Origin of the sequence: Comamonas koreensis (assembly GCF_014076495.1) — a bacterium.
In the GTDB taxonomy this organism is placed as follows: domain Bacteria; phylum Pseudomonadota; class Gammaproteobacteria; order Burkholderiales; family Burkholderiaceae_C; genus Comamonas; species Comamonas squillarum.
This window is the reverse complement of the sequence record NZ_CP043575.1, coordinates 1,691,174-1,716,604: the sequence shown is the minus strand read 5'-3', so window position 1 is coordinate 1,716,604 and position 25,431 is coordinate 1,691,174. Positions and strand designations below refer to the sequence as shown.

Genomic DNA, 25,431 nt, shown 5'->3' with positions numbered 1-25,431 from the left:
CAATTGGCGATAATCAAAGCGCACATGCCTCCGGCCTGTGCGCTTTTTTTATGGCCCGTATGAGCCCGGCGGACGTACAGACGGATAAACCTCCACCCATGCGGGCAGCCATGCGAATCTGGAGCTTTTATGCATTTTTCCCTGTCCCGCCGCTGCCTGGTGGCAGCCACTTTGGCCACCCTCGCCAGCACCGGCGCCCTGGCTGCGGACAACTGGCCGAGTAAACCCCTGCACCTGATCGTGGGCTTCCCGGCAGGATCCTCGCCTGACCTGACCGCCCGCGCGCTGGCCGAGCCGCTGGAAAAGGCCCTGGGCCAACCGATCATCGTCGAGAACAAGGTCGGGGCTGGCGGCAACATCGCCGCCGAATACGTGGCGCGCGCCACCGACGGCTACACCTTCAGCGTGATGATCAACGGCAATATGACGATTGCCAAGCTGCTCAACCCCGCGATCCGCTACGACCCGCTGACCGATCTGCAGCCTGTCGGCCTGATTGGCGTGGCCCCGCTGGTGCTGGTCGCCCCGGCCAAGGCCCCGGAGGGCAAGGCCTTTTTCGAGGCCGCCAGCCAGGCGGGCAGCAGCTGGAGCTATGGCTCACCTGGCGTGGGCACCATCGGCCACCTGGGCATGGAGCTGCTCAAGAGCCGTGCCAAGATCAAGCCCGAGCACATCCCCTACCCCGGCTACCCGCAGGTATTTAACGGCATCCAGGGCGGCGATCTGCAGCTCTCGATGCTGCCACCAGCACTGGCGATGAACCAGATCCAGGCCGGCAAGCTGCGCGGCATTGGCGTGAGCTCGGCCGCCCGCAGCCCGCTGGCTCCCGGCCTGCCCAGCCTCAAGGAGCTGGGTATTGCCAACTACGACATGGAAATCTGGAACGCCGTGGCCGCCCCCAAGGCCATGCCCAAGGCCCATGTCGACAAGCTCGCTGCGGCCGTGGGCGAGATCGTGCGCAGCCCCGAGATGCGCCAAAAGCTCGCCCTGCAGGGCTGGCAGGCGGTGGGCAGCTCGCCCGAAGGCCTGAAAAACCGCATTGATGCCGATGTGAAGGCGCTGGGCGCCATCATCAAAGAGCAGAACATCCGCGCGCAATGACGGCCGCCCAAGTCTTCTCCGACCTCAGCGCCTGGCAGGTGATGGCTTGGGGCCTGGCATTTTTCAGTGTCCTGTATGTGGCGGGTGGCCTGGGCATGACGGCGCTCACCGGCTTTCTACAACGACGCGGCATCGGCCAGGTGCTCGATACCCGGCCGCTCAAGCCCGACCAGTTGCGGCGCGAGTGGCGCCAGTCTTTCCATTCGATCCTGGTGTTTGGCCTGGGCATGGTCGTGCCCTGGGGCTTCGTGCAGTTGGGCTGGGCGCATTTTGCAGTGGCGCCCAGCGGCTGGCAAATCGCCATCGAGATCTGGGTGCTGCTGATCTGGAACGATGTGCATTTCTGGATCAACCACCGCCTGCTGCACACGCGCTGGTTCAAGCGCTTCCATGGCGACCACCACCGCTCGGTCGTCGTCACGCCTTGGTCGACCTACAGCTTTCACCCCATCGAGGCGATGATGTTGGGCAATGTGATCCTGCTGCCGATGGTGCTGCATGACTTTGCCTTCTGGTCGCTGGCCTCGGTGCCGGTGTTCAGCATCTTCCTGAACGCCGTAGGCCATGCCAATTACGACTTCTTCCCGCGCGTAGGGCCCCGCCACCCGCTGGCTGCCAGCCGCCGCCACCACCTGCACCATGCCCGGCCCGCCGGCAACTATGGCTTTGCACTGGCCTTTATGGACCGCCTGATGCGCAGCGAAGCAGACCCGCTGCCCCCGCGCCCTCCACGCCCGGCCCCAGGCCGCCCCGCTGCTTGACCCGGTTGGCATGACCCGCGACGACAGCCCGCCCCTGCCCGCCACCGCCTCCCGCACACTGCCCCGGCTGCGCCACTGGCGTGACTGGCAATCGCTGCTCTACATGCTGGCCCTGCCGCTGATCGCCACCTGGCAGTGGCAGCATGGCCTGGTCTGGTGGCTCTATCTGGTCCAGCTATTTTTGACCTTGGGCATCGGCGTCATCCACCACAACCACACGCACCTGCGCATGTGGACGGGGCCGCACAGCCGCTGGGCCAACCGCGCCACCGACTATGCGCTGACGTTGCTGCAGGGCCACCCTACCTTTGTGTTCTGGCCCGCCCATGTGGCCAACCACCACCGCTACAAGCATGGCGAGCAGGACATCGCCCGCACCTACCGCTTTGGCGGTGACAGCAACCACCTATGGGGCTACCTGCTCCACCCGCTGCAGGCGGCCTGGGTGCTGTACCCGCTGTTCATCCGCTGGCTGGCGGGGCTGCGCCGGCGCCAGCCCGGCGCCTTTCGCTACTGCATGGGCCAGTACGCACTGTGGCTGGGCAGCTGGGCGGGGCTGCTGGCGCTGGATTGGAAAAAGGCGCTGGTCTTTGTCATCCTGCCCCAGCTCCATGGCCTGCACTGGCTGCTGGCCACCAACTACCTGCAGCATGCACATGCCGATGGCCGCAAGTCCCCAAAGTCCAAAAACGATACCGACGGTGGCATGCTGAACTACGCGCGCAATTTTGAAGGCTGGGTCAACCCGCTGCTCTTTAATATTGGCCTGCACACCGCCCACCATGAATGCCCGCATGCCCACTGGTCCGCGTTGACCCGTTTGCATGCTGAAGAATACCGACACCGGGTCCACCCGGCGCTCAATGAGGCAGGCCTGTTGCCCTATATGGCACGGGTCTTTGTTGGAGGGATGGTTTGCCGATCGGCCCGCAGCCGGTCGCTGATGCCGCCTATGGAGAAAAAGTAGTCATCTATGCCAGTCGCTTATTCGCAGGTCTATATCGAATCCGCCGGTCACTTCATGCCCGGCGCCCCCATTGCCAACGACGGCATGGATGCCTATGTCGCACCACTCAACCGCCTGTCCGAACGCATCAAGCGCCGCATCCTGGCGGAAAACGGCATCCAGCAGCGCCACTACGCGATTGCGCCCGATGGCAGCACCCGCTACAGCAATGCGCAAATGGCCAAGGGCGCCATCGAAGCGGCCCTGGCGCAGGCCGCGCGGCCGCTGGCCGACATTGGCTTTCTGGCCAGCGGGTCCTCTGGCGGCGACGCGCTGATGCCCGGCTTTGCCAGCATGATCCAGGGCGAGATGGCCGCCCCGCCGATGGAGCTGCTCAGCGTGCAGGGCGTCTGCGCGGCCAGCGTGGGTGCGCTGCAAAGCGCGGCGCTGGCGGTGGAGCACGGCACGCATGCCCATGCGCTGGCGGTGGCCAGCGAGATGCCCTCGCGCCTTTTCAAGCGCTCGCGCTACGCGGGCCAGGACTACAACACCGATTTCGATGCGCACTTTTTGCGCTGGATGCTGAGCGATGGCGCCGGCGCCGTGCTGCTGGGCCAGGGCGCCGCGTTGCCCCAGCGCCCCGACCTGCGCCTCAAACTGCGCTGGACCCACCAGCGCAGCTTTGCCGGCGACTACCCGGTGTGCATGCAGCTGGGCCTCACGCATGACCGCCAGCGCAGCCACCTCGATTTCCCCTCCTGGGCCGAGGCCGAGGCCGCAGGCGCGCTGTCCCTGCGCCAGGACATCCGCCTGCTGCCCCACCTCTTCGATGTCTGCATCCACGAGTACGCCCGCATCGCCCACCAGGGCTGGCTGCCCGAGCGCGGCATTGACCATTTTCTGTGCCACTACTCGTCCGAGAAATTCATTCCCGTCGTCGATGAGCTGCTGAACAAGGCGCAGCTGTCGATCCCGCGGGAGCGCTGGTGGAGCAACCTGGCCTGGCGCGGCAATACCGGCGCGGCCTCGATTTTTGTGATGATCGCCGAATACCTGCAGACCCAGCATGAGCGCTTGAAACCCGGCGACACCATGCTGTGCTTTGTGCCCGAGTCCGGCCGCTTTACCGCTGGCTATATGCTGCTGGAGGTGGAGCGCAGCACGCCTGCTGGCACGTCTGCCACCAGCGCCAGCACCCCGGCCCAACGCGCGCCCCAGGCCGCAGCCGCTGCAGAAAGCGCGCTGATCGCCCCGCCCCATGATCCGGCCGCAGCCCCAGCGGGCCTGGCGCCCTTGCTGACCGAGCTGGCCAGCATCTGGCATGACTACCGCTCCCAGGTCTGGCGCACGCCGCTGGTGCACCGCATCCACAGCGGCCAGATCCAGCAGGCCGACTATGTGCGCTGGATGAGCCAATGGGTGCCGCAGGTGCGCGAAGGCAGCCTGTGGATGCGCGAAGGTGCCACCTCGCTCACAGGGGCCTATGCCGAGCTGGCTGCGCTGATGGGCGTGCATGCCAGCGAGGAGCAGAACGACTTCAAGATCCTGCACCAGGACTACTTGAATGCCGGGGGCACCGAAACCGACATCCAGCAGCTGCGCCGCAACCCCGGCGGCGAGGCGCTCAACAGCTACCTGCACAGCCTGGCAGCCACTCCCAACCCGATTGGCCTCCTGGGCGCCATCTACATCATTGAAGGTACGGGCCAGCGCATCGTTCCCAGCCTGCTGCCGCTGTTGCGCCAGCACCTGGCGCTGGGCCCAGAGTGCTTCCGCTTTCTGGAGTACCACGGCGCCAATGACGAAGACCACCTGGAGCGCTGGCTGCTGGCGGTGCAGATGGTGATGGCGCTGGACGAGACCGGCACCGCCGCAGCAGCGATTGCCGCGACCGCACGCCATACCTCTGCGCTCTACCTGATGCAGTTCCGGCACATTCTGGAAGCCACGGCCTCGGAGCGCGCACGATGACCGATTTTCGGGACATCCCCCACGACGAGCGCGACCCCAACCCCTGGCTCGCGCTCTACCTGGACGACAGCACGCCGCTGCCCGACCATGTCAAGGCCGCCTGGCTCAAGGATTCGAGCAGCCGCTCGCGCCAGTTTCTGTTGCCCTTCATCCGGCCGATTGCGCGCATCAGCATCATTCTGATCCAGGTGCTCAAGGTGCTGCTGCCCAAGCGCTGGGCGCATTCCAAGCTGCTGCACCGCACCCTGGCCTTCAGCATGAACCGCTTTGTCTCGCCCGAGGCGAACTGGCTCATCATGCGCCACTTCCACCTGGGCTCGCAGATCCTGAGCTTTATCGGCGCCAATGCGCCCACGCCCGTGCCCACCAAGCCGCTGGCCCCGATGGAGATCGATGACATCAAGGACGAGCTGTTCCTGAAGCACGACCTGAACCTGTTCAACTTTGTCATCCGGCTCAACACCACGCTGCGCAGCCACGGCCAGCACATGGGCCCGGTGGCCGAGCCCGACTTTGGCATGCTCTGCGACCCACCGCTGCAGCTGGCCGCGATGCCCCATGGCCGGCTCAACATTCTCGATCTGCAAAGCGCCATCGAGATCTACACGCCGGTCTACCAGCTGCTGCTGACCGACAACGATTTCTGGCGCGCCAGCAATTCGCTGCAGCTCGATGAGACCGTCGCCATCTATGCGGCCAAGATCCTGTCCTCGCCCGAGCACCTGGTGATGCTCAACAACAAGCACCCGCTGGTACCCCTGTCCACCTTGCGCGCTGGCCACCGCCTGGTGCTCCATGGCCTGTCCACCGAGATGCTGCACTGCCTGCTGATGCGCATGGCCACCGGCGAGACCCCGCTACCCAGCCGCGAAATTGCCAAGACCCGGCAAGCGGCGGGCCGGCCTGCGCAGGCCGGCTGATCCATCTCCACCCGAGCGTTCGATGCAGACTCCCCCCCCAGAACACCCTATCACCGACCCGCCCTGGCGCCCTTGTGGCGCGGGCCATGTCGCCGTCTATGGCACCTTGCGCGCCGGGGGCGTGAACGACATTGCCCGGCTGCAGCCTGGCATCGCCCTGCTGGGCCGCAGCTTGCTGACGGGTACGCTGTATGACCTGGGCTGGTACCCGGGCCTGCAGTTGCAGGGCAGCAGCCTGGTGCTCGCCGAGGTCTACCCCTTGAACGATGCACTGGAGCAGGCCATGGACCGCATCGAAGGCATCTGGCCGCAGGATGTGGGTGAATACACCAAGCGCGTGCTGACGCTGGACGTCGCGCTGACCAGCGGCGGCCAACATCCGCTGGAGGTGCTGGTCTACGAGGCCCTGCCCCCGGCCTTGCAAGGCCGCACGCAGATCACGGCGCAGGACTGGCTGGCCTGGATTACGCAGCAGGGCCGCGAGCACCCCGATACGGCTTTTAGCCTCAATACGCCCCAGCGCTGATGCCCTCGGTACGGCAACTCAGCCCAGCAGCAGGCCCTGCTTTTCGATAAAGGCCACCACCTCATCGAGGCCGTCCAGTGTCTTCAGGTTGGTCATCACAAAGGGCTTGGTGCCTTTGGGCGTGCTGCGCATGCGTTCGGTGTCGCTGCGCATCACCTCCAGGTTGGCACCGACATAGGGGGCCAGATCGGTCTTGTTGATCACAAACAGATCGCTCTTGGTGATGCCCGGGCCGCCCTTGCGCGGAATCTTTTCGCCGGCCGCCACATCGATCACATAGATGGTCAGGTCCGACAGCTCGGGGCTGAAGGTCGCAGCCAGGTTGTCGCCGCCCGATTCGATAAACACGATATCGGCATCGGGAAACTGGCCCAGCATGCGGTCGATGGCTTCGAGGTTGATGGAGGCATCTTCGCGGATCGCCGTGTGCGGGCAGCCGCCCGTCTCCACCCCCATGATGCGCTCGGCTGGCAGCGCGCCGCTGACGGTCAGCAGGCGCTGGTCTTCCTTGGTGTAGATGTCGTTGGTGATGGCGATCAGGTCCCATTTGTCGCGCATGGCCTTGCACAGCATCTCCAAGATGGTGGTCTTGCCCGAGCCCACGGGCCCGCCGATACCAACGCGCAGCGGAGGCAGCTTTTTGCTGCGGTGGGGGATGTGGTGCAGTGCAGTGCTCATGATCGAAAAAGCCGTGAGTATTGGTGTTCATGCCGGGCCGAAAGAATGGCCAGCATCGGGGAAAAAGCCTGGCGCTGGTCATCGCCCAGCACCAGCGCATGCTCGGCCGCCGCCGGTATCGCCTCTGCCAGCCGCGCCAGAATGCGCTGGCCGGCGCTCTGGCCCAGCGGCACGGATTTGATCGCTGCCTGCACCATGTTCTCGGCCCAGCCAAAGGCATAGGCGAGCAGCGCATCGCGCGCGCCTGCGCCTGCCAGGTGCGCGGCCAGCGCAAAGGCCAGCGGGTAGCTTGCATCCTGGCCAGCCAGCCAGGCCACCCGGGCCAGCGCCTCGCCATCATCGGCATAGCGGTTCTGCAACCAGGCCACCAGCGAGCGGCCCATCTGCTCGGTCTGCAGGCGCAGCTCGCTGCTCTCGCGCGTCTGCAGCACCCAGGCGTTGAGTGCCACCAGGCGCCCACGCTCATCGCTGTGCCAGGCCTGCATGGCCTGGGCCAGCACCGCCATATCGCCCCGGGCCTGGCTGAGCTGCAGCTGCTCGGCAATCCAGTCGGCCGCCTGCGCCTCGTTGCCCACCAGCGCGGCATTCACGCCCGCCTCCAGCCCCTCCGAATAGGAGAAGCCGCCGATCGGCAAAGCCGGCGAAGCCAGCCACATCAGCTGCAAAAAGCTGGCGGGTGAGAGGGTGAGGAGCGGCGTGCTCATCCGAGGTGGTGCGGATGCGGATGGGCATGGCCATGCCCATGGTCATGGCTGTGCCCATGGCCATGCCCATGGTGGCTGTGGCCATCGTTGGTGACATGCCCGCCATAGGCGCCGCCTTCCGGCTCAAAAGGCAGTTCCGCCTCGACCACGGTCATATGCATGCTGCGCAGCATGTCGGCCAGCACATGGTCGGGTTCGATCTTGAGGTGGTCGGGCTGCAGCTCGATGGGCACATGGCGGTTGCCCAGGTGGTAGGCGGCGCGCATCAGGTCAAAAGCCGAGCCATGCTGCGCGCAAGCGCTGATATGCAGCACTTTTTGCGGCGCGGCTTGCACGAGAATCACCGAGCCGTCCTCGGCCACCAGCACATCGCCTCCGCGCACGGCCTGACCGCGTGGCAGAAAAATCGCCAGCGCACGGCCGCTGCTGTCGGTGGCCGAAAAGCGCGATTTCTGGCGCACATCCCAGTCCAGCTCGACAAAGCTCGCGCGCTTGCGCAGGGCCGGTGCCAGGCCCTGGCCAGCGGGCAGGCATTTGGAGACTTGCAGCATCGCCCCGTCCGTCATGGCAGCTCCAGGCGCATAAAGCAGCTGTTCGGATCGGGCTGGTAGCTGCCAAACGGTGCGCAGGGGACAAAGCCATTGCGCGCGTAAAAACGGCGCGCCGGTGCAAAAAAGGCCTCGGTACCCGTCTCCAGGCTGATGCGCCTGGCCCCCATCGCGCGGGCCTGGGCCAGCACATGGTCTAGCACCTGCTGGGCGGCGCCTGAGCCGCGTTGCGCCGCCTCCACCCGCATCGATTTGAGCTCCAGGTGGCCGGCATCCAGGGTCTTGAGCGCGCAGGTGGCGACCAAGGCCTTGGGCTCCTGCGCAGCGGTCCAGCCGGTCCACAGCTGCAGCCCGGGCGCGCGCAGCTGCGCGGGGTCGAGCGCATGCACGCTCTCGGGCGGCGAGATACGGCGCATATCGCTCAGGTGCGCTTCCAAAAAGGCCAGCACGCGCGCGTCGGTCACGGGGTCCAGCTTGAAAATCAATGGGCTTGCCATGGGTCCTTACCGGTTCAAAACAGAAAATAACGCTGGGCCATCGGCAGGCTGCTCGCTGGCTCGCAGGTCAGCAGCTGGCCATCGGCGCGCACCGCATAGGTCTGGGCATCGACCTCCATGTGCGGCGCCAGGTCGTTGTGCACCATGTGCTGCTTTTGCAAGCCGCGTATGCCTTTGACAGCCGACAAGGTCTTGGCCAGGCCAAAGCGCTGGCCAATGCCGGCAGCCAAGCCCGCTTGCGAGACAAAGGTCAGTGAGGTCCTGGCAATCGCCCCGCCAAAGGCGCCAAACATCGGGCGGTAGTGCACCGGCTGGGGTGTCGGGATCGAGGCATTGGGGTCACCCATGGCCGCCATCGCGATAAAGCCGCCCTTGAGAATGCAGCTGGGTTTGACGCCAAAGAAGGCCGGCTTCCAGATGACGATATCGGCCCACTTGCCCACTTCGAGGCTGCCCACCTCATGGCTGATGCCATGGGCAATGGCCGGGTTGATCGTGTACTTGGCGATGTAGCGCTTGATGCGGAAGTTGTCATGCCGCTCGCTGTCGCCGGGCAAGGCGCCGCGCTGGAGCTTCATCTTGTGCGCCGTCTGCCAGGTGCGCAGGATCACCTCACCCACCCGGCCCATGGCCTGGCTGTCGGAGCTGAACATGCTGATGGCGCCAATGTCGTGCAGGATATCCTCGGCCGCAATGGTTTCCTTGCGGATGCGGCTTTCAGCAAAGGCCAGGTCCTCGGCAATCCCGGCATCAAGGTGGTGGCAGACCATCAGCATGTCCACATGCTCATCCAAGGTGTTGATCGTGTAGGGCCGCGTCGGGTTGGTCGAGCTGGGCAGCACATTGGCCTCGCCCACCACTTTCAAGATATCGGGCGCATGGCCGCCGCCCGCCCCTTCGGTGTGGAAGGTGTGGATGGTGCGGCCCTTGAACGCGGCCACCGTGTCTTCGACAAAGCCGCTTTCGTTGAGCGTATCGGTATGGATCGCCACCTGGGTGTCGGTGAGCTCGGCCACATCCAGGCAGTTGTCGATGGCCGCCGGCGTGCTGCCCCAGTCCTCGTGCAGCTTGAGGCCAATCGCGCCGGCATCGATCTGCTCATGCAGGGCCAGCGGCAGGCTGGCATTGCCCTTGCCCAGAAAGCCCAGGTTCATCGGGAAGGCATCGGCCGCCTGCAGCATGCGCTCCATGTTCCAGGCGCCGGGCGTGCAGGTGGTCGCAAAGGTGCCGGTGGCCGGGCCGGTGCCGCCACCAATCATCGTCGTCACGCCGCTGGTCAGCGCCTCTTCGATCTGCTGGGGCGCGATGAAGTGGATGTGCGTGTCGATGCCGCCAGCGGTCACGACCATGCCTTCGCAGCTGATGATCTCGGTGCCCGGGCCAATGATGATGTCCACACCCGGCTGCGTGTCCGGGTTGCCGGCCTTGCCAATCGCGGCAATGCGGCCGGCCTTCAGGCCAATGTCCGCCTTGACGATGCCCCAGTGGTCGATGATCAGCGCATTGGTCAGCACCGTGTCCATCGCGCCCTGCGCACTGCTGCGCTGGCTTTGCGCCATGCCATCACGGATGGTCTTGCCACCGCCAAACTTCACCTCTTCGCCGTAGCCGCCCGCACGCAGGGTGAAGTCCTGCTCCACCTGCACGACCAGTTCGGTATCGGCCAGGCGCAGGCGGTCACCCACCGTGGGCCCATAGGTCTCTGCGTATGCGCGTCTGTCCATTGTTGCCATCAGAACCATCCTGTCTTAGAACGCTGGCACAGCATGCCGGGCTTCATTCCAGCGCCCCTTGCACCAGGCCGCGAAAACCGTAGATCTGCCGCTCGCCGCCAACATCCACCAGCTCCACCGTGCGCTGCTGGCCGGGCTCAAAGCGCACCGCCATGCCGCTGGCAATATGCAGTCGCATGCCGTGCGCCGCCTGGCGGTCGAAGCTCAGGCCGGCATTGGTCTCGGCAAAGTGGTAGTGCGACCCTACCTGGATGGGCCGGTCGCTCGCGTTGTGTACCACCAGCGTGGTGGTACGGCGCCCGGGGTTCAGCGTGTGTTCGCCCTCGTCCAGCAGCAGTTCACCTGGGATCATGGTGCCGCTCCTCGTCAGGCCAGGCGCGTCAGCATGGCCGCGCCCAAGACCGCGGTGGCCCCGCCCGCCAGCTTGGCCAGCCAGCGGTGGCGCTGCATGAGGGCCTTGCCCAGCACCATGCCGCCCACATGCAACAAGGCCGAGCCCAGCGCCATGCCCGCCAGCGCGCCCGCCGATGCCAACGCCGAATCTGCTGCCAGCTCAAAGCCGTGGGCCGCGCCATGGAAAAACGCAAACACCCCGGCCAGCGCAGCGGCCAGCACCCAGGGCATCTGCTTTTGCACCGCCACCAGCAGGCCCAACACCAGCACCGATGCGGCAATCATCGGCTCCACGCCGGGCACCCACAGACCGGCAAAACCTGCCAGCGCCCCCGCCACCAGCAGGGCCACAAAGGCGGCCGGTGCGCGCCAGGCGGGCGTCACCGTCAGCGCACTCCAGGCGCCCACGGCCAACATCGCGGCCATATGGTCGGCGCCAGTAAACGGATGGGCAAAGGCATGGCCAAAGCTGCTCAAAAGGCCATGGTGGCCGCCACCATCGGCGCCCACATGGGCCATGGCTGACAGCGGCAAAGCCGCAGCGGCGGTGGCCAGCGCGGCAGAGAATTTCTTGAAGTTCATAGTGGTCGAGTGCGCGAGAAAAATGGGAGGTTCAGACAATGGGCTCATGCACGGTGACGAGCTTGGTGCCATCGGGAAAGGTCGCCTCGATCTGGATATCGGCAATCATCTCGGGAATGCCCTCCATCACGTCGGCGCGCGTGAGCACCGTGCGGCCGGCGCTCATCAGTTGGGCAACGGTCTTGCCATCGCGCGCGCCCTCCATCACAAAGGCGCTGATCAGCGCCACCGCCTCGGGGTAGTTCAGCTTGAGCCCCCGGGCCAGGCGCCGCTCGGCCAGCAAGGCGGCGGTAAAGATCAGCAGCTTGTCTTTTTCGCGAGGTGTCAGTTCCATACCTAGTGCAAAGCAAGGCACATGCCAAGGGGCTACAACGGCTGGGCATGCACGCTTTCCGTGCCGCCACCCGCCCGCCTTGCACCACATGCATGCACAGCAGCCGCGCATGCACCAATTCGGCACAGACCACACCCCAGAGCAGTGCAGTTCCTGGCACGTGGCTTGCAAAAGCCCACGCATGTCTTTCGTCCCCCTGCTCCCGCTCCCGATCCCGGCCCTTGCGCCCTGCTGCCCGCCAGGCACCCACCGCCCGCCGCAGCCATGAGCTGGCATGCCCAACTAGACCTGCGCTACGGCCAGCAAGCCGGCAAGACGTCGGTGCAGTTCAGCCACGATGGCCCGCTGCGCATTCTCAAAAGCCTCTACCCCGAAGGCCCGGGCATTTGCCACAACGTGCTGGTGCACCCGCCCGGCGGCCTGGTGGGTGGCGATATGCTGGATATCTCGGTCGAGGTGGCGGCAGGCGCCCATGCGCTCGTCACCACGCCGGGCGCAACGCGCTTTTACAAGAGCAATGGCCAGCCGGCCTTGCAGCGCACCCGCCTCAAACTGCAGGCCGGCGCCCGGCTGGAATGGTTGCCGCTGGAAGCCATTGCCTACAACGCCTGCGATGCGGCCAATGAGCTGCAGATGGAACTGGCACCGGATGCAGAGCTGCTGACCTGGGACATCACCGCGCTGGGCCTGCCGCTGGCGGGTCAGCCCTTTACCCAGGGCGTGTTTTCGCAGCACATCGCATGGCCGGGGCATTTTCTGGAACGCGGCCGTATCCGGGCCGATGATGGGCTGCTGCTCAACGCACAGCTGGGCCTGGCGGGCCAGCGCTGCCTGGGGAGTTTGATCTACGCCAGCGGCTCGCCCATCAACCGCGCGCAACGCGAAGCGCTGCTGGAGAGCACCCAGCAGCTGCTGGACGCAGGCCCAGCGGGGTTGATGGCCGGGGTGACCGCGCCGAACGAGCATATGCTGGTGCTGCGTGGCCTGGCGCCCGTGGTGGAGCCGGCGATGCAGCTGTGGAAGACGGTCTGGGGCCACTGGCGCAGCAGCCTCTGGGGCCTGCCGGCGCAGCGGCCGCGTATCTGGTCGATGTGAGTGCAGCGCTTGCCCAGCGCTGTTAAGCGTGTAAGCGCTTAAGCGCCGTCGATCAGCTGCTCGATATCTTTGGCCAGCGTTTCAACGGGGGTGCCATAGCGGCTGTACAAGCGCAGGCGCCCTTGCGGGTCAAAGATGTAGTCGCCAGCGGTATGGTCCATCGTGTAGCTGCCCGGGGTCTGGCCCTCGACCCGCTTGTAGTAGACCTTGAAGTCCTTGGCCATCTTGGCCGTTTCCTCGTCGCTGCCGCGCAGCGCCAGAAAGCTGGGGTCAAAGTTGGCGAGGTAGGCCTGCAAGATTTCGGGCGTGTCGCGCGATGGATCGACCGAGGCGAAGATCACCTGCAGCTTGTCACCCTTTGCGCCGAGCTTTTGCTTGACGGCGGCCAGGTCGCCCAAAGTGGTCGGGCAGACATCGGGGCACTGGGTAAAGCCAAAGAACACCAGCACGACCTTGCCCTTGAAGTCGGCCATGCTGCGGCGCTGGCCATGCTGGTCGGGCATGGAGAAATCCTGCCCATACTCCTTGCTGCCCGTCAGGTCGATGGCGTTGAAATCGGCCTTGGATTTGCAGGCGGTGAGGACACCGGCGGCCGAGGCCAGCATGGCCGAGCCCGCCAGCCAGCGAAGGGCATTGCGCTTGTTCATTGCAGATTTACCAGCTCACATAGTGGTCCACCAGCAGCGCCACAAACAGCAGGCTGAGGTAGACCAGCGAAAAACGGAAAGTCTTGCGCGCCAGCGCGTCGGAGTAATTGCGCCACAGCGCAAAGGCATAGCCAAAGAACCCGGCACCCAGCACGACTGCGGCCACCAGGTAGATCCAGGAGCTCATCTGGATGATGAAGGGCAGCAGGCCGGCGGCAAACAAGACCACGGTGTAGAGCAAGACCTGCACGCGGGTGTAATAGTTCCCATGCGTGACCGGCAGCATCGGCAGGCCGGACTTGCGGTAGTCCTCGACCCGGTACAGCGCCAGTGCCCAGAAGTGCGGCGGCGTCCACAGGAAGATGATCAAAAACAGCAGCAGCGCCTGGGGCGAGACATCGCCGGTCATCGCGGCCCAGCCCAGCACGGGGGGCATCGCGCCCGATGCGCCACCGATCACGATGTTCTGCGGTGTCAGCGGCTTGAGGATCACCGTGTAGATGACGGCATAACCGACAAAGGTCGCAAAGGTCAGCCACATCGTGATGGCGTTGATCCAGACGATCAGAATGGCCGAGCCGGCGATGCACAGCCCGGCAGAAAACATCAGGGTCTGCAGGTTGGACAGCTCACCGCGCGCTGTGGGGCGCCAGGCGGTGCGCTTCATGCGCGCATCGATGCTCTGCTCGACCAGGCAATTGAAGGCGGCAGCGGCCCCCGCCACCAGCCAGATGCCCACACACGCGACGGCCATGCGCAGCAGCTCGGCGCCGGTGGGCACACCGGGCACGGCCAGCACCATGCCGATCAGTGCGCAAAACACAATCAGCTGCACCACCTTGGGTTTGGTCAATGCATAGAACTGCGCAAAGCGGTTCGGCATTGGCGTTGCGGCAAGTTCGGTCATCGGGGCACTCAGTCTTTGTTCCATACAGCGTCATCAACTCGCAGCACTGCGGGCAGGTTCAGGGCCCGCAGTACACCAGATCCAGGTCAGCACCACCATGATGGCGGCAGCGCCCCCGGTGTGCAAAACGGCCGCCAGCATCGGCCAGTCCAGCACCACATTCGACAGTCCCGTGGCAAATTGCAGCAGCGTCAGGCCCACCAGCCAGCGGCGCTGCTGCCGTAGCAGCGGCACCGTGCGCAGGGCCCAGCCCAGCCACAGCAAGGCGGCAATCACCAGGTAGGCAAACAGCCGGTGCATGTAGTGGATGGCCACCAGCGCTTCATAGCTGATATGCGCACCGTCGGCCAGAAAGCCCAGCGGGCGCCAGATCTGGAACCCGTCAAAGTTCATCGCCGGCCACCACGCGCCATTGCACATGGGAAAGCTGGTGCAGGCCAGCACCGCATAGTTGGTACTGACCCAGCCACCCAGGGTCACCTGCGCAAACACCAGCAGCGCCGTGACCGCCACCAGGCCGCGCAACAGGCGCGGCACTGGGACTAACCCTAGATTATCGGCAAATTGCGTGTGGCGCGTTGCCTGCACGGTTAATAGCATCAAGAGCACGGTGCCGCCCAGCAGGTGCAAGGTGACAATCGCCGGGAACAGCTTCATCGTCACCGTGAGCGCGCCAAAGGCCCCCTGGATCAGCACCCAGACCAGGGTGACCGTCGGCCACCAGGGGCTGATCGGCTGCGGCCCGCCGCGTTTGCGCTGCAGCCAGGCACTGGCTGTCAGCACAATGATGAGGCCGCCCACCGCAGTGGCCAGGTAGCGGTGGATCATCTCCACCCAGGCCTTGCCATGGGTCACCGGGCCGGTCGGCATCGCCGCCTGCGCGGCAGAGATCTCGGCATGCGCGCCAATCGGGCTGGCATTGCCGTAGCAGCCCGGCCAGTCCGGGCAGCCCAGGCCCGAATCGGTCAGGCGCGTGAACGCGCCAAACATCACCAGGTCAAAGGACAGGAACAGGGTCAGCACCGCGAGCACCTGCAGGCGCTTGAGCGGCGTGGCACCGCGGTGGCGCCACCAAATCCAGACGATGGGGCCCAGCGCAATGATGGCCCCGGTCAGCAACACACGCGCCAGCGGCGCGAAATCATATAAATCCTGCGATGTCATGCTAGCTATCCACTACCGCCCTTCCTTGTCCCAACTCGACGACGCACGCAGCAGCCGCTCCAGATCCTTGCGCGCCTTGGCCGCATCGGAGCGGCTGAGCTGGGCGGGAAAACGCATCATCCAGTGGCCCAGCGGGTCCACCACGTACAAATGTTCGCCCAACTGCTGGCCGGCCGCCGGCTGCAGCCACTGGACCACCAGCGCCTGGGGCACCCGCAGCACGGTGGCCTGGTCCAGTGCCGTGCGCAAGGCTGGCGGCGGCTCGCCGTCATCGGTCACCAGCCAGACCCAGTCCAGCCGGTCCTTCTCACGGCCCAGGCTCTCGCGCAGCTGGCGCTGCAGGTAGAGGTTGTTCTGGCAGACCTCGTCGCAGGCCGCGCCCGAGGCACTCAGCAGCAACCACTGGCCCTTGAGGCTTTGCAGCTCAAAGGGCTGGCCGTCCAGGGTCTTGACCTGCGCGACCGGAATCGTCGGCTGCTGGCCCACCAGCTCGCCAAAATTGCGCCGCCCTTCGGGACGGATCACGTAGTAGGTGAAGTAGGACGCGATCACCGGCGCCGCACAGACCAGCAGCACCAGCAGCATCTTGAGGCGGCCACTGCGCGAGCGCTCGGCCTCCTCCAGTGCGGCTTCCGCCTGCTCGGCAGGCGGCAGGCCATGCACGGTCAGGCCCAGCAGCGCCTCGTCAGCGGGCGGCGGCGCCTGGGTGGCTGCGGCGTCGAAGGACACGTCGGACAATTTGGAACCAGACATAGAGGATCGCAATCAGGCTACACAGACCAAACCATTGAAATGCATAACCATAATGCTTTTCCACGCCGCTGCCTACTACGGGCCAGTCGCGCAGCAGGCCCTCACTGGCCGGCCCGGTCTGCACCACGGTCAGTGCTGCCAAGGGCAGTCCGGTCTCCTGCGCGTAAGCATCGGTGTCGAGATTCTGCCGGATTCGGGAAACCCCTGGCTGCGCGGCGGACGTCTGCAGCTCCAAAAGGCGCGCCGGCTGGCCCGCCACCCGGCCCTGCAATTGCACGGTACCGCCAGGCGTTTGCACCTGCGGCAGCGCCAGGCGGTCTTCAAAATTGCGGGGCGCCCAGCCCCGCTGCACCAGCACGGTCTGCGGCTGGCCTGGCGCTACCGAGCCGGCCAGGCGCAGCGGTGTCAGCACATAAAAACCGGGGCGCGCCTGCATCTGGCGGTTGTCCAGGTAGACCGAGTACTGTGGCAGCCATTCGCCTCGCAGCACCACCTGGCGGTGCTGCAGGCTGGAACGCTCGGCCTCATTCATGGGTTGCAACAGGCTGGCCCCGTCCAGCGCCGGCAGGGCTGCACGCGCATCGAGCTGGGCATGGTAGGCCAGCTTCTCATCGGCGCGGCGCAGCTGCCAGAACCCCAGCGAGGCGGTCAGCAGCATCGAGGCTGCTGCCGCAACGGTGATCAGCACAAAACGCAGCTGGGCGCGGCGCTCCGTAGGGGTCTTGGGGATGGAGGAGGAAGCAGAAGGCGCGGGCATACGCTGCTTATACCCGGTGCAGAGCGCGGCAGCCAGCAGCACGCTGGCCACAATGCTGCGAGGAGAGGCTATTGGGGTGCAGGCCGATAGCGCCCCGTCTGGCGCTGCCGCACAATGGGTTTGTTGCGCCGGGCGCCAGAGAGCCGTTCGAAGCGACTCGCAGCGCACTCCAAGAACACCGAGACCACCCTGAGGACAGCACCATGCATCTGCTCATCGCACTCGCCTTTGTCGTGATACTGGCCTGCCTGGCAGCGGCCGGGATTTTCATGCTGCGCGGCAACCAGTCCGGCGCCGGCAGCAAGCGCATGGCCTGGGCGCTGACCTTGCGCATTGCGCTGTCGGTGCTGGTGTTTGCCGGCATCTTGCTGGCCTGGAAGCTGGGCTACCTGCAGCCCCATGGCATACCGCTGGGGGCTTGAGGCCCTCGGCAGCACCCCCACCCCAACTACATCCAGTACACGAGGATATAGAGGCCCAGCCAGACCACATCGACAAAGTGCCAGTACCAGGCAGCACCCTCAAAGCCAAAGTGCTTCTTGGCGGTGAAATGGCCTTTTTGCAGCCGCAAGGTGATGACCAGCAGCATCAGCATGCCGATGAACACATGCAAGCCGTGGAAGCCCGTCAGCATGTAGAAGGTGGAGCCGTAGGTGCCGGAGTTGAGCTTGAGGTTCAGCTCGGTGTAGAGGTGGAAGTACTCGTAGCCCTGTACGCAGAGGAAGACGATGCCCAGCACCACGGTCATCCACATGAAGCGGATGCATTTGCTGCGCTGGTCGGCCTGCAAGGCATGGTGGGCAATGGTCAAGGTAACGCCCGAGGTCAGCAGCAGCGCGGTATTGATGGTGGGAAGCCAGAAGGGCCCCACGGTCTGGAACGGCTCGACGATGCCCGCTGGCGAGGCGGTCGCGCCCATTTCCACGCTGGGCCATACAGCCTTGAAGTCGGGCCAGAGAATGGCATTGTCCAGGCTGCCCAGCGCCGGCAGCGAATGGGCACGCGCCCACCACAGCGCGGTGAAGAAGGCGCCAAAGAACATCACCTCCGAGAAGATGAACCAGCTCATGCTCCAGCGGTAGGACAGGTCGATGCGGTGGCTGTAGAGGCCCTGCTCGCTTTCACGGATCGCATCACCAAACCACTGGTACAGCACACACAGCCACCAGGCAATGCCGACAAAGAGCAGGTACATGCCCCAGGTGTGGCCATTGACCCAGTTGCCGGCGCCGGCAATAACAAAGCCCAGCCCAATGGCCGCCATCACCGGGTGGCGGGACTCGGCCGGAACATAGTAGTACGGTGTGGTGCCATGGGAAGTCGCACTCATCGCTGCTCCTGGTATTTCGTTTATTGATTCATTCTTCCGCTATGCCAATACTGGCATCAAACCAACCATTGCACCAGGGCCATCAACCCCAGCACAAACAGGAAGATCGCCACCAAACCCACGGCGATCACCTGCAGTGGCGTGATCTGCACGCCATCCTCTTGCCATTCCGAACCCTTGCGCACGCCCAAAAACGACCAGGCCACGGCTTTGACCGTGCGCCAGAGATTGCCCTTGCGCGGCGGTTGCGGGCCGGGCGCGCTGGCCATCAGGATGCCCCTGCCGGCGCGCCAGCACCCTGCACCGCAGGCGCCAGCACCGCCGTCGATGCAGGTGCCGCCGGGATGCGGCCACCGACCTCAAAGAAGGTGTAGGACAAGGTGATCGTCGTCACATCCTTGGACAGCTTGGGGTCGATCACAAAGGCCACCGGCCATTCCTTGCGCTCGCCCGGCTCCAAGGTGTACTGGTTGAAGCAGAAGCATTCGAGCTTGTTGAAATACGGTGCGGCCTGCTTGGGCGCATAGCTGGGAATCGCCTGGGCCGACATGCGGTGGTCCTGCTCGTTGCGGAACTCGTACATCACCGTGCTCAGCGCGCCAGGGTGCACCTGCATCGAGCGCACCGCCGGCTTGAAGCTCCAGGGCCCGCGCGCATTCGCGTCGAACTCGACGGTGATAGTGCGGCTCTCGTCGACCTGGCTGTTGAGCTTGACGTTCTTGCCGGCCGTGCCGTTGCCCGGCACATCGCGCTCAGTCAGCGCCAGGATGTTGATGCCGGTGACCTCGCAGATGCGCTTGTACAGCGGGATCAGCGCGTAGCCGAAGGCAAACATGCCAAAGGCGACCACGGCCAGCTTGCCCACCATCTTCGCGTTGTCTGCGTGTCTGCTCACCTGCTGCTCCCTGTGCTGCTAGAGCACCGTCATTTTTACGAGAAATCCGATGAAGAACGCCAGCGCGATCGACGCCAGAATCCATGCCAGTCGCCGGTTGGCCTTGCGCTGCGCCGGCGTGATCATCCAATCACCTTGGTCGCAGTGGCGTCCAGCTTGGGCGGGGTCTCAAAGGTGTGGAATGGCGCGGGCGATGGCACCTCCCACTCCAGACCCTCGGCACCTTCCCAGGGCTTTTGCGGAGCCTTCTCGCCGCGGTGGCGCATGCCGGGCCAGACCACAAAGGCGAAGAAATACACCTGCATCAGACCAAAGCCGAAGGCGCCGATCGAGGCGATCATGTTGAAGTCGGCAAACTGCATCGGGTAGTCGGCATAGCGGCGTGGCATGCCGGCCAGACCCAGAAAGTGCATCGGGAAAAAGGTGATGTTGAAGAAGATCAGCGAGCCCCAGAAGTGGATGCGGCCGCGCGACTCCGAATACATCACGCCTGTCCACTTGGGCGCCCAGTAGTAGTAGCCAGCGAACATCGAGAACAGCGAACCGGCCACCAGCACATAGTGGAAGTGCGCCACCACGTAGTAGGTGTCCTGCAGCTGGATGTCGATGGGCGCCATCGACAGGATCAGGCCGGTGAAGCCCCCCATCGTGAACACAAAGATAAAGCCCACCGAGAACAGCATCGGCGTCTCGAAGGTCATCGAGCCGCGCCACATCGTCGCCACCCAGTTGAAGATCTTCACCGCCGTCGGCACCGAGATCAGCATGGTTGCGTACATGAAGAACAGCTGGCCGGTCACCGGCATGCCGGTGGTGAACATATGGTGCGCCCAGACGATAAAGGACAGGATCGCAATCGCTGCCACCGCATAGACCATCGAGGCATAGCCAAACAGCTTCTTGCGGCTGAAGGCCGGCACGATCTGGCTGATGATGCCAAAGGCCGGCAAGATCATGATGTAGACCTCGGGGTGGCCGAAGAACCAGAAGATATGCTGGTACATCACTGGATCACCACCGCCAGCGGGGTTGAAGAAGCTGGTGCCGAAGTGGCGGTCGGTCAGGGTCATCGTGATTGCGCCAGCGAGCACCGGCATCACGGCAATCAGCAAGTAGGCGGTGATCAGCCAGGTCCAGGCGAACATCGGCATCTTCATCAAGGTCATGCCTGGCGCGCGCATGTTCAAAATAGTGACGATGATGTTGATCGAGCCCATGATGGACGAGGCGCCCATGATGTGCATCGCAAATATGCTGGTGTCCATCGACGGACCCATTTGCAGGGTCAATGGCGCGTACAAGGTCCAGCCGGCAGCGGGCGCGCCGCCGGGCATGAAGAACGAGCCCACCAGCATCAGGCCGGCCGGGATCATCAGCCAGAAGCTGAAGTTGTTCATGCGCGCAAAGGCCATGTCGCTCGCGCCAATCTGCAGCGGCAGCATCCAGTTCGCAAAGCCGACAAAGGCCGGCATGATCGCGCCAAACACCATGATCAGCCCGTGCATCGTCGTCAGCTGGTTGAACAGCTCGGGGTTGACCAGCTGCAGCCCGGGCTGGAACAGCTCGGCACGGATCAGCAGCGCCAGCACGCCACCCACCATCAGCATGGTGAACGAGAACAGCAGGTAGAGCGTACCGATGTCCTTGTGGTTGGTGGCAAACACCCAGCGCCGCCAGCCCGTGGGCGCACCATGGTGGTGGTCGTCGTGGGCATGGTCGGCGTGGCCGTGGTCGCTATGGCTGGGGTCTGTGGGGAGAACAGCGCTCATAAATCTTGACTCCGATGGCTCTTCTAGGGCTTGCACGCCTTAGGGTGCAGCAACAATATCGACACGGCGCGCCTGGCTGTCAGCGCCCTCACCTGCGGTTATGGTCTGCGGCTTGCGCATCTCGATACGCGCCTCTGCCACGCCTTGGGCCACCAGCAGCTCGGCCACGGCCTGCGCGCGCTTCTTGGCCAGCTCGGCATTCTGGTCGGCATTGCCGGTGCCATCGACAAAACCGGACAACGCCACCTTGCCGCTTTGGCCGGCCAGCGTGGTGGCGGCTTTCTTCACGGCCTCCTGGGCCTGGCTGTCGAGCTCACTCTTGCCACTGGCAAACAGCACCTGGGAGATCGGCGCCTCTGCGGTGGCCGATGCCGATGCCGCAGCAGGCGCAGCAGGCGCAGCGGTTGCAGCAGCGCCGGCATCAGACGCCGCAGGGGCCGCGGCGGGGGCTGCAGCCGGCGCAGCACCTGCTAAGCCTCCGCCTTCCGGGAATTTTCCGGTACGTGCCGCGACAAACTGGGCTGGCTGCACCATGGTGCCGGTCTTGTTGCTCCAGTGGTTCTTGGTAAAGGTGACGACCGCTGCCAGGTCGGTATCGCTCAGCTGTTTCCAGGACGGCATGGCGCCATTGGCGCGGCCTTCGAGCACCGTGTGCATCATGTCGGCCGTGGGGCCCAGCACCACCGGGCTGCCATCCAAGGCCTTGATGGGGCCGGCCCCCTTGCCATTGGCCTGGTGGCAGGCGGCGCAGTTGGCGGCATAGACCTTCTCGCCCCGGGCCACCAGTGCGGCCAGCTCCCAGACCTTGTTGGGGTCATCGGCCTGCGCGGCCAGCAGTTTCTTTTGCTCGGCGACCCATGCGGAGTAATCGCTGGCCGACAGCACCTTCACATGGATGGGCATGTAGGCATGCTCCTTGCCGCACAGCTCGGCGCACTGGCCATAGTAGTCGCCGGTTTTCTCGGCGCGGAACCAGGTGTCGCGCACAAAGCCGGGGATCGCATCCTGCTTGATGCCAAAGGCCGGCACCATGAAGGAGTGGATCACATCGGCAGCGGTGGTGATGATGCGCACCTTCTTGTCAACGGGCACGACCAAAGGTTTGTCGACGCGCAGCAGGTAGTCATTGGGCGCCTTGGAGACATCGCCGCTGTTGGACATCGCGCGCTGGCCGCTGTCCAGCGTAGAGATAAAGCTCAGGCCCTCGCCTTCGCCGGTCAGGTAGTCGTAGCCCCATTTCCACTGGTAGCCAGTCACCTTCACCGTCAGGTCGGCATTGGTGGTGTCCTTTTGTGCGACCAGCACCTTGGTCGCCGGCAAGGCCATCAGGATCACTATGATGAAGGGCAGCACCGTCCAGGTGACCTCGACCGTGACCGATTCATGGAAGGTGGCGGGCACCGCCCCCTTGGATTTGCGGTGCTTCCAGATGGAATAGAACATCACCGCGAACACACCGACAAAGATGATGGTGCAGATCCAGAGCATCATCCAGTGCAGCGTGTGCTGCTCCTGGGCAATTCGGGTGACGGGGGGCGCCAGGTTCATCTGCCCAACGGCCGGGCCGCCGGGAAGACTTTGCACCGCATGTGCTGCCGAGGTGAGGCCAGATGCCACCAGCAGCAGCCAAGAAGCCAGCTTATGAGAATCACTTTTCATAGTTGTCACTTACTTCTCATCTTCTCATCGTTATGTAGGGCAGGCTGGGGTGTCCTGTGGGGGGAAGACATCCAGCCGCGTGGTGCAGACACCGCCGGGTGCATCTCCGCTTGCACCCATGCCACTTGGTCATTACAGCGAGCATGGCCGCAACCGCGCAAGATTGCAACCCATGCAATCCCGGGATCATAGGAGATTGACAACAGCAGCTGTCCACCACTGGACAGCGCGCCCATATGTTAGGTGGTTTGCTGAATCACCCAATCGCCTGCGCACAACACATCAGCAGAGCCGGCAGCGGCCCCAGCCATCAGGCGCCACCTGGGCGCCCCTGGCGCAGCATCTGCTGCATGTCCTGTACGCTGATGCTGCTCTCGCCCTGCACTTTCATGCGCGGCGTGGGCTTGAAGGCATGGCCGTAGATGATCTCGAACGAGACCACCAGGCGCCCCTGCTCCTGGGCATCGGCCAGCTTGGCCGTCAGCAGGGCATCGAGCTGGTTGCGCCACTGGCGGCCACGCAGGCCGCCAAAGCGGGCCGGGTGCAGGTTGCGGCCCAGCTCGCGCAGCTCGGCGCGCAACTGGGCGGCGCCTGAGTACGACAGGGTGATGCGCTCCATGTCCATCACCGGCTCGGCAAAGCCGGCCTGCACCAGCATATCGCCCCAGTCGTGCATATCGGTAAACTCATGGCTGGCAGCGGGCCAGCCCTGGCTGGCATAGGCCGCACGCAGCTCCTTGAGCGTATCGGGCCCGAAGCAGGAAAACATCACAAAACCGTTGACCGCCAGGCTCTGGTGCCAGGTCTGCAGCAGCTGCTGGGGGTTGGGATGCTGGTGCAGCGCCATATTGGCCCAGAGCATCTGCACACTTCCGGGCGCCGGCAGGCCCCAGTGCAGCTTGGCCTGGCGCCAGCGGCTCAGCGCCCACCAGGGCTTGTCCAGCTGGCTGCGCAGCAGCGCGGCATGGGCCGGGCGGCTTTCCACGATATGGATATCGGCCGCCGGGTAGCGCTCTGCCACCTGCTGGTGCGCCTCCAGCCCGCCGTATACGGGCTCCCAGCTGCACCAGGCCTCGGGCTTTTGCACGATCCACTGCAGCCGGTCCTGCATGCGACGGCCCACCTCTTCGTGCAGCCAGGGGCTGTGCGCAGGCGCGCGCCGCTGCCAGGCATGGGCGGCGTTGGGGTCGATCGACGGAGGTGCGGTAAATTCAGCCATGGGGGAACACCTGCGCTTTGGCGCGCAGATTATTGATTGGTATTAAAGCGATGACAGCAGCCACACCCGAGAAACACCGGCCCAGCCTGTGGCAGCGTGCGGCCCAGGTGCTGGGCCACTGGCCCAGCCAGTGCCTAGTCTGCCGCAGCTGGCCCAGTGACTGGATCTGCACGGCCTGCGCCAGCGTCTGCTGGCAGCCGGGTCTGCGCCGCTGCAGCCGCTGCGCACTGCCGCTGCCGGCCAGCACCGAGGTCTGCGCCGGCTGCCTGCGCGATGCGCCGCTGTTGCAGCGCTGCCATGCCGCCGTGGACTATAGCCCGCCTTGGGATGCCCTGGTGCTGCGGCTCAAATTTCACCAGCAGCTGGCATGGGCAAACCGCATGGCGCAGTTGCTGCTGCACACGCCGGGGGTGCTGGCCAGTCTGCAGCAGGCCAGCGTCATCCTGCCCGTGCCGCTGTCTGCTGCCCGCATGCGCGAGCGCGGCTACAACCAGGCACTGCTGCTGGCCAAGGCACTGCGCCGCCAGGCCCCTGTCTCGCTGCGACTGGCAACCGTGCAGCCGCGCTACCTGCAGCGTCTGGTGGACACGCCCGCCCAGGCCGGCCTAGGGCGCGCTGCCCGGCTGCGCAACCTGCGCCATGCCTTTGCGCTGCGCCCGGGCCTGCAAGCGCAGGATCTGGGTGCGTGCCCATTGCTGATCGATGATGTGATGACCACCGGCGCCACCTTGGGCGCGGTGGCGCAGCTGCTGCAGGCGCAAGGCGCGCCAGCGGTGCAGGCGCTGGTGTTTGCCAGAACGCCGGCGCCCGGCCAATAGCGCAGCGGTCCACCCTTGTTTGGCGGGGCCGCTACACTGGCGCCCTTGTTTTTGCGCATTTGCCATGTTCAACGTCGTCCTGGTCGAACCCGAAATCCCTCCCAACACCGGTAATGTGATCCGCCTGTGTGCCAATACCGGCAGCCGCTTGCACCTGATCGAGCCGCTGGGCTTTTCGATGGAAGACCGCTTGATGCGCCGCGCCGGCCTGGACTACCACGAGTACGCCGCCACCCAGCGCCATGCCCATTGGGACGCCTTTATCGAACGCATGCAGCCTGCCGCCGACCGCATGTTTGCGATGACCACCCATGGCAGCAGCCCGGCGTTTGATGTGCGCTTTCAGCCCGGCGACTGGCTGGTGTTTGGCTGTGAAACCCGGGGCTTGCCAGTGGCGCTGCGCGAGGGTTTTCCCACCAGCCAGCGCGTGCGCCTGCCGATGGTGGCGGGCCAGCGCAGCCTGAACTTGTCCAATGCGGTGGCGGTGACGGTGTTCGAGGCCTGGCGCCAGAATGGCTTTGCGATGCCGGACGGCACGCCAGCGCAGTAACTACCCACCTGCCCCGCAACCTCAGCGGGGCATGTCTGAGAACCTGTTCAAAGTCTCTTCGCAGCCGCGTTGGAGTGCAATCGGGATGAGTTCGAAGGGATGGAACGCAGCTTGCACCGGGGTGCAAGCAAGGGCCAGCGCGAAGAAATCGCCCGATTTCACTCCAACCCGTAG

General features: G+C 64.9%; 30 protein-coding genes. 10 read left to right on the top strand and 20 right to left on the bottom strand.

Annotated elements, in window-relative coordinates; translation table 11 throughout:
- Nucleotides 1-129 precede the first annotated feature (129 nt).
- From F0Q04_RS07675 to F0Q04_RS07650, 6 genes are all read left to right on the top strand, one after another.
- Nucleotides 130-1,101, top strand: coding sequence for a Bug family tripartite tricarboxylate transporter substrate binding protein (locus F0Q04_RS07675; RefSeq protein WP_182345104.1), 972 nt, complete (start codon nt 130-132; stop codon nt 1,099-1,101).
- Complete coding sequence (locus F0Q04_RS07670) at nt 1,098-1,862, top strand: sterol desaturase family protein (RefSeq protein WP_182345103.1); 765 nt, start codon at nt 1,098-1,100, stop codon at nt 1,860-1,862. The genes F0Q04_RS07675 and F0Q04_RS07670 overlap by 4 nt, the downstream gene beginning before the upstream one ends.
- A gap of 103 nt (nt 1,863-1,965) precedes the next feature.
- A complete protein-coding gene (locus tag F0Q04_RS07665) occupies nt 1,966-2,829 on the top strand; it encodes a fatty acid desaturase (protein WP_182345574.1) in 864 nt (287 codons plus the stop codon).
- A gap of 6 nt (nt 2,830-2,835) precedes the next feature.
- Nucleotides 2,836-4,779, top strand: coding sequence for an iron-containing redox enzyme family protein (locus F0Q04_RS07660; protein WP_182345102.1), 1,944 nt, complete (start codon nt 2,836-2,838; stop codon nt 4,777-4,779).
- Nucleotides 4,776-5,699 carry a DUF6999 family protein gene (locus tag F0Q04_RS07655; protein ID WP_182345101.1) on the top strand — a complete coding sequence of 308 codons (924 nt, stop codon included), beginning with the start codon at nt 4,776-4,778 and terminating at the stop codon, nt 5,697-5,699. The genes F0Q04_RS07660 and F0Q04_RS07655 overlap by 4 nt, the downstream gene beginning before the upstream one ends.
- 22 nt (nt 5,700-5,721) lie before the next feature.
- A complete protein-coding gene (locus tag F0Q04_RS07650; RefSeq protein WP_182345100.1) occupies nt 5,722-6,225 on the top strand; it encodes a gamma-glutamylcyclotransferase family protein in 504 nt (167 codons plus the stop codon).
- A gap of 18 nt (nt 6,226-6,243) precedes the next feature.
- Here F0Q04_RS07650 and ureG read toward each other — a convergent pair whose 3' ends face one another.
- Genes ureG through F0Q04_RS07610 form a run of 8 tightly spaced genes read right to left on the bottom strand, consistent with a single transcriptional unit; the run spans nt 6,244 to nt 11,694 of the window.
- Nucleotides 6,244-6,903: an urease accessory protein UreG gene (ureG, locus tag F0Q04_RS07645; protein WP_116924697.1), complete on the bottom strand. Its 660-nt coding sequence runs from the start codon at nt 6,901-6,903 to the stop codon at nt 6,244-6,246.
- A complete protein-coding gene (locus F0Q04_RS07640; protein ID WP_182345099.1) occupies nt 6,900-7,607 on the bottom strand; it encodes an urease accessory protein UreF in 708 nt (235 codons plus the stop codon). Before F0Q04_RS07640 ends, ureG begins: the two co-directional genes overlap by 4 nt.
- Nucleotides 7,604-8,158, bottom strand: coding sequence for an urease accessory protein UreE (ureE, locus tag F0Q04_RS07635; protein ID WP_182345573.1), 555 nt, complete (start codon nt 8,156-8,158; stop codon nt 7,604-7,606). The genes F0Q04_RS07640 and ureE overlap by 4 nt, the downstream gene beginning before the upstream one ends.
- Before the next feature lie 11 nt (nt 8,159-8,169).
- On the bottom strand, nt 8,170-8,652 hold the full coding sequence (locus F0Q04_RS07630) for a GNAT family N-acetyltransferase (protein WP_182345098.1): 483 nt from the start codon (nt 8,650-8,652) through the stop codon (nt 8,170-8,172).
- Between the two features lie 14 nt (nt 8,653-8,666).
- Nucleotides 8,667-10,385, bottom strand: a complete 1,719-nt coding sequence (gene ureC / locus F0Q04_RS07625; protein ID WP_182345097.1) for an urease subunit alpha — start codon at nt 10,383-10,385, stop codon at nt 8,667-8,669.
- Between the two features lie 43 nt (nt 10,386-10,428).
- Nucleotides 10,429-10,737: an urease subunit beta gene (locus tag F0Q04_RS07620; RefSeq protein ID WP_116924693.1), complete on the bottom strand. Its 309-nt coding sequence runs from the start codon at nt 10,735-10,737 to the stop codon at nt 10,429-10,431.
- Between the two features lie 14 nt (nt 10,738-10,751).
- Entirely contained in the window at nt 10,752-11,360 is a 609-nt protein-coding gene (locus tag F0Q04_RS07615; protein ID WP_182345096.1) for a HupE/UreJ family protein, read from the bottom strand.
- A 31-nt stretch (nt 11,361-11,391) separates the two neighbouring features.
- A complete protein-coding gene (locus F0Q04_RS07610) occupies nt 11,392-11,694 on the bottom strand; it encodes an urease subunit gamma (RefSeq protein WP_116924691.1) in 303 nt (100 codons plus the stop codon).
- A 264-nt stretch (nt 11,695-11,958) separates the two neighbouring features.
- Here F0Q04_RS07610 and F0Q04_RS07605 point away from each other — a divergent pair, with 264 nt between their 5' ends.
- Nucleotides 11,959-12,789, top strand: a complete 831-nt coding sequence (locus tag F0Q04_RS07605; protein WP_116924690.1) for an urease accessory protein UreD — start codon at nt 11,959-11,961, stop codon at nt 12,787-12,789.
- Nucleotides 12,790-12,827: 38 nt separating this feature from the next.
- On the opposite strand, the gene F0Q04_RS07600 is transcribed toward F0Q04_RS07605, so the two are convergent.
- The 5 genes from F0Q04_RS07600 to F0Q04_RS07580 are packed head-to-tail and all read right to left on the bottom strand — an operon-like array spanning nt 12,828 to nt 17,017.
- Entirely contained in the window at nt 12,828-13,436 is a 609-nt protein-coding gene (locus F0Q04_RS07600) for an SCO family protein (RefSeq protein ID WP_116924689.1), read from the bottom strand.
- A gap of 7 nt (nt 13,437-13,443) precedes the next feature.
- Nucleotides 13,444-14,343, bottom strand: a complete 900-nt coding sequence (cyoE, locus tag F0Q04_RS07595) for a heme o synthase (protein WP_116924688.1) — start codon at nt 14,341-14,343, stop codon at nt 13,444-13,446.
- Between the two features lie 33 nt (nt 14,344-14,376).
- Entirely contained in the window at nt 14,377-15,507 is a 1,131-nt protein-coding gene (locus F0Q04_RS07590; protein WP_116924687.1) for a COX15/CtaA family protein, read from the bottom strand.
- Between the two features lie 12 nt (nt 15,508-15,519).
- Entirely contained in the window at nt 15,520-16,260 is a 741-nt protein-coding gene (locus F0Q04_RS07585) for an SCO family protein (protein ID WP_182345094.1), read from the bottom strand.
- Nucleotides 16,193-17,017 carry an SURF1 family protein gene (locus F0Q04_RS07580; RefSeq protein ID WP_232539542.1) on the bottom strand — a complete coding sequence of 275 codons (825 nt, stop codon included), beginning with the start codon at nt 17,015-17,017 and terminating at the stop codon, nt 16,193-16,195. Before F0Q04_RS07580 ends, F0Q04_RS07585 begins: the two co-directional genes overlap by 68 nt.
- 203 nt (nt 17,018-17,220) lie before the next feature.
- Between F0Q04_RS07580 and F0Q04_RS07575 the strand changes: the two genes are divergently transcribed.
- Nucleotides 17,221-17,439 carry a DUF2909 domain-containing protein gene (locus F0Q04_RS07575; protein WP_116924685.1) on the top strand — a complete coding sequence of 73 codons (219 nt, stop codon included), beginning with the start codon at nt 17,221-17,223 and terminating at the stop codon, nt 17,437-17,439.
- Between the two features lie 26 nt (nt 17,440-17,465).
- Here the strand turns inward: F0Q04_RS07575 and F0Q04_RS07570 are convergent, their stop codons facing one another.
- The 7 genes from F0Q04_RS07570 to F0Q04_RS07545 form a co-directional block, all read right to left on the bottom strand.
- Nucleotides 17,466-18,347: a cytochrome c oxidase subunit 3 gene (locus F0Q04_RS07570; protein WP_182345093.1), complete on the bottom strand. Its 882-nt coding sequence runs from the start codon at nt 18,345-18,347 to the stop codon at nt 17,466-17,468.
- Between the two features lie 56 nt (nt 18,348-18,403).
- Nucleotides 18,404-18,616, bottom strand: a complete 213-nt coding sequence (locus F0Q04_RS07565; RefSeq protein ID WP_021026277.1) for a DUF2970 domain-containing protein — start codon at nt 18,614-18,616, stop codon at nt 18,404-18,406.
- Complete coding sequence (locus F0Q04_RS07560; RefSeq protein WP_116924683.1) at nt 18,616-19,242, bottom strand: cytochrome c oxidase assembly protein; 627 nt, start codon at nt 19,240-19,242, stop codon at nt 18,616-18,618. The genes F0Q04_RS07565 and F0Q04_RS07560 overlap by 1 nt, the downstream gene beginning before the upstream one ends.
- An 18-nt stretch (nt 19,243-19,260) precedes the next feature.
- The gene (locus tag F0Q04_RS24005) at nt 19,261-19,368 is read right to left on the bottom strand and encodes a cytochrome oxidase small assembly protein (protein WP_021026279.1); all 108 of its coding nucleotides are present in this window, start codon (nt 19,366-19,368) and stop codon (nt 19,261-19,263) included.
- Entirely contained in the window at nt 19,365-21,011 is a 1,647-nt protein-coding gene (gene ctaD / locus F0Q04_RS07555) for a cytochrome c oxidase subunit I (RefSeq protein WP_116924682.1), read from the bottom strand. Before ctaD ends, F0Q04_RS24005 begins: the two co-directional genes overlap by 4 nt.
- Before the next feature lie 39 nt (nt 21,012-21,050).
- Nucleotides 21,051-22,670: a cytochrome c oxidase subunit II gene (gene coxB / locus F0Q04_RS07550; protein ID WP_182345092.1), complete on the bottom strand. Its 1,620-nt coding sequence runs from the start codon at nt 22,668-22,670 to the stop codon at nt 21,051-21,053.
- 310 nt (nt 22,671-22,980) lie between these two features.
- Nucleotides 22,981-23,889 carry a biotin synthase gene (locus F0Q04_RS07545; protein ID WP_182345091.1) on the bottom strand — a complete coding sequence of 303 codons (909 nt, stop codon included), beginning with the start codon at nt 23,887-23,889 and terminating at the stop codon, nt 22,981-22,983.
- A gap of 50 nt (nt 23,890-23,939) precedes the next feature.
- Here F0Q04_RS07545 and F0Q04_RS07540 point away from each other — a divergent pair, with 50 nt between their 5' ends.
- Both F0Q04_RS07540 and trmL read left to right on the top strand, forming a co-directional pair.
- The gene (locus tag F0Q04_RS07540; RefSeq protein WP_232539541.1) at nt 23,940-24,707 is read left to right on the top strand and encodes a ComF family protein; all 768 of its coding nucleotides are present in this window, start codon (nt 23,940-23,942) and stop codon (nt 24,705-24,707) included.
- Between the two features lie 64 nt (nt 24,708-24,771).
- Nucleotides 24,772-25,257, top strand: a complete 486-nt coding sequence (gene trmL, locus F0Q04_RS07535; RefSeq protein ID WP_182345090.1) for a tRNA (uridine(34)/cytosine(34)/5-carboxymethylaminomethyluridine(34)-2'-O)-methyltransferase TrmL — start codon at nt 24,772-24,774, stop codon at nt 25,255-25,257.
- Nucleotides 25,258-25,431 lie beyond the last annotated feature (174 nt).